3 protein-coding genes are annotated in these 3579 nt (G+C 68.1%); 2 read left to right on the forward strand and 1 reads right to left on the reverse strand.

Annotated elements, in window-relative coordinates; all coding sequences use genetic code 11:
• Both GA0115259_RS36680 and GA0115259_RS36685 read left to right on the forward strand, forming a co-directional pair.
• A partial coding sequence (locus GA0115259_RS36680) for a 4'-phosphopantetheinyl transferase family protein (protein WP_107469402.1) occupies nucleotides 1–584 on the forward strand: 584 nt, incomplete at its 5' end.
• Between the two features lie 49 nt (nucleotides 585–633).
• Complete coding sequence (locus GA0115259_RS36685; protein WP_256098306.1) at nucleotides 634–1434, forward strand: SGNH/GDSL hydrolase family protein; 801 nt, start codon at nucleotides 634–636, stop codon at nucleotides 1432–1434.
• 93 nt (nucleotides 1435–1527) lie between these two features.
• On the opposite strand, the gene GA0115259_RS36690 is transcribed toward GA0115259_RS36685, so the two are convergent.
• Nucleotides 1528–3270, reverse strand: a complete 1743-nt coding sequence (locus GA0115259_RS36690) for an ABC transporter ATP-binding protein (RefSeq protein WP_256098307.1) — start codon at nucleotides 3268–3270, stop codon at nucleotides 1528–1530.
• Nucleotides 3271–3579 lie beyond the last annotated feature (309 nt).

Below are 3579 nucleotides of genomic sequence, written 5' to 3' on the forward strand. Positions count from 1 at the left end.
TCACCACTGTACGGCTGCTGGCCAGGCGTGCGCTGCACCGGCTGGGACAGCCGCCCGTACCGCTGCTGCCCAATCCACGGGGGGCGCCGCAGTGGCCGAAAGGCATTGTGGGCAGCATGACGCACTGCGACGGTTATCGCGCGGCGGTGGTGGCCAGATCTGACGGTGAGGACGGTACGGCGGCGGTCGGCATCGACGCGGAGCCCGACGCGCCGCTGCCGGAGGGTGTGCTGGAGGCCATCACGCTGCCGCACGAGGCCGAGCATCTGAGGCTTCTGGCGAAGCGTCATCCCGAGGTGAGCTGGGACCGGCTGCTTTTCAGCGCCAAGGAGAGCGTTTTCAAGGTCTGGTATCCACTCACCGGACGTGAACTCGATTTCTCCGAGGCGGAAATAGCCATCAATCCGGTCGAACGGACCTTTCAGGCAAGGCTCTTGGTACCGGGCCCGGTTGTCGAAAACCGTCGTTACGATGAATTCTCGGGCCGCTGGACGACCGGCCGGGGGCTGGTGGCCACCGCTATCCACATACCTCATAAAACGTCATCACTTTTTCATGGACACGGCAACACTATGACGTTCTGAACTGCTATCCATGATGGGTCCATGCCCCCACCATTGGAGAAGCATTTCCGTGCGCTCATTAAAGGTACTTTTCACCGTCCTGCTGGCATTCGTCGCGGCAGCCACGATATCGACCTCGGCTCAGGCCGCCGCGGGCAAGTATGTGGCCCTGGGTGACTCCTACGCCGTCGCCCCGGGAACCCGCACGTACGACGACCCCAATGCCGAATGCCGGCGCGGCCCGCTGGCCTATCCCCGGCTGTGGGCGGCCCAGCACCCGTCGGTCGCCTTCGTGGAGGCGTCGTGCTCCGGTGCCACCACGACCGATGTGATCAATTCGCAGATCCCTCAGCTGACGGCGGACACCACGCTGGTGACGCTCCAGGTCGGCGGCAACGACGTCGGTTTCGTCGATGTACTGGCGAACTGCATCCTCACCATCGACGACCGGGACTGTGTCAACGGTGTCGAACTGGCGAAGCAGGCGGCGCAGGCATATCTGTCTCCCGCGCTGGCGCAGACCTACGCCGCGGTGCGCGCCAAGGCGCCCAACGCGAGAGTCATCGTCATCGGTTATCCGCGGCTCTACACCATCCGTGGTAACTGCGGAATATTCGGACTGAGCGACACCGAGCGTACGGCCATGAACTCGGCGGCCGACACTCTGGCCTCCGTCATGTCGGCCCGTGCGGCCGAGGCCGGTTTTGAATTCCTGGACGCCCGGCCGGTATTCGATCCGCATACTCTCTGCTCAGGTGGTACCGCCTGGGTGACCAGTCTGGAATGGGACAAGATCAATGAGTCCTACCACCCGAATGTGGCGGGTCACCGCGACGGTTACCTGGCCAGACTCAACGCCCTGACCGGCTGACCGGACACACCGGACGGCACCGCATGGCAAAACCAGGTGAGGGCGTTCCGCCTCTTCGGCGGAACGCCCTTACTCGTATCCGTTCCTCGAGATTCAGCTCGGTGCGTCGGCCAATGCGCCGATTCCGCCGTCCGGCTCGTTGACGAGCATCTGGGAGGAGGCGAGTTCGCGGTAGAGGACATCGGCCTCCACCAGCTCCCGATGGGTTCCGGCGGCGCGCACCAGACCATGTTCGAGCACCACGATCTGGTCCGCCTCGGTGACCGTGGACAGCCGGTGCGCGATCAGGATCACGGTGCAGCGCCGGGCCGCCTGGTCCACCGCCTCCCGCAGCGCCCGTTCATTGTTCGCGTCGAGCTGCGCGGTGGCCTCGTCCAGCAACAGCACTTCGGGCCGACGCAGCAGGGCCCGCGCGATGGCCAGCCGCTGGCGCTCGCCGCCCGAGAGAGTGACACCGCGATTGCCGACCGAGGTGCGCAGTCCGTCGGGAAGGCGCTCGATCAGGGTGTCGAGCCTGGTCAGCCGCAGTACCTCGGCGATGTCCTGGTCCGAGGCGTCGGTGGCCGCGTACCGGAGGTTGTCCTCGATCGTGCCCGCCATGACGGGCGACTCCTGCTCCACATAGGCGATCCGCCGGCGCACCTCGGCCCTGGGCAGGGTGGCGATGTCCACACCGTCGATGAGGATCCGGCCGGACGCCGGTTCATGGAAGCGTTGCAGCAGCGCGAACATCGTGGTCTTGCCCGCGCCGGAGAGTCCGACCAGCGCGGTCTGGGTGCCGCCCGGCACGGTGTACGAGATCCCGCGCAGCGCGGGTCCCCGGCCGGGATAGGAGAACCGTACGTCCTGGAACTCCACCGGTGGCGCGCCTGACGGGCGCGGTTCCGATGCCGTACCGCCGGTCTCGGTATCGACATCGGGATCGGGATCGACGTCGTCCTCGACCGGCATGTGTTTGACCTGCTCGATACGGCCGACGGCGCCGAGGCCCTGTTGCAGCATGCTCAGCCCGGCCACCAGGGAGCCGACCGGGCTCGCCAGATAGAAGACATAGAGGAGGAAGGCGATCAGCGCGGACGCGTCGAGATCGCCTGAGGCCACCAGGGCCCCGCCCACACCGAGCACGGCGAGAAAGGCGGCCTGGATGGAGACACCGGACAGGACCTTGACCATCGCCACATAGCGGGCGCCGGTGAGTCCCGCGCGATAGGCGCCCTCGATCGCGTCACCGGCGAGTTCGGTCTCGCGGCCCTCCGCGCCATTGGCCTTGACGGTCCTGGCGGCGCCGAGCGTACGGTCCAGCGCGGCGCCCACCGCGCCGACCGACTCCTGCGAGCGGGCGACCGCCTCGCGGATACGAGGCAGGATCAACACCATCACCAGGGCGACGGCGAGCAGGACGCCGGCCGTCACTCCGAGCAGTCCGAGATGCACCACGGCCATCAGGACCACCGCGCCGAGGATGCTGAGCACGCCGTTGGCGACCATCACCAGGCCCTCCGTGGCGGCGTTCTGCACCAGGGCGCTGTCGGAGGTGACGCGGGCGATGAGATCGCCGGGCGGGCGGCGGTCGAGTTCGGGCACACGCAGCCGGATCAGCCGGAAGACCAGGTCCCGGCGGATCTGCCGGACCACCCGTTCCGAGGTGCGCTGCTGCCACCAGGACTGGAGCCCGGTGAGCCCGGCGCCGAGCACGACAAGCGCGGCGAGCAGAAGGACAGGGCCGAGCACACCGCGCCCGTCGCTCAGTCCGTCCAGCACATGCTGGGCCACGAGCGGCTGCACCAGTCCGGCCGCGCTGGCCGCGAGGACCAGCAGCAGGGTCGCGATGAGCACCGGCCGGTGCGGGCGGGCATAGCGGAGGAGCACTCGGAGCGGGGCTGTCCCGGGAGGCGCGTCGGAGGGTGCCTCGGCCGGAGGCCCTGGGGCCGTGGGGGGTACCGCGGTGAGTGGGGAAGCGGTTGTCATGGAGAAGGTCCCGGGGTCGCGGGCAGATGTTCGATGGGGCAAGCAGTCAGTGGGGTACGGAGACGGAAGCGATGGGCGCCGTCAGCGAGGCCGGGCCCTGTCGGGCGATGCGTTCCAGGTGGGTTGCCGCGGCCGACTGGCCACCCGCCGCGCGCAGGGAGCGGCCGATGGCCTCGG

The organism is Streptomyces sp. MnatMP-M17, assembly GCF_900091995.1.
Classification (GTDB): Bacteria; Actinomycetota; Actinomycetes; order Streptomycetales; family Streptomycetaceae; genus Streptomyces.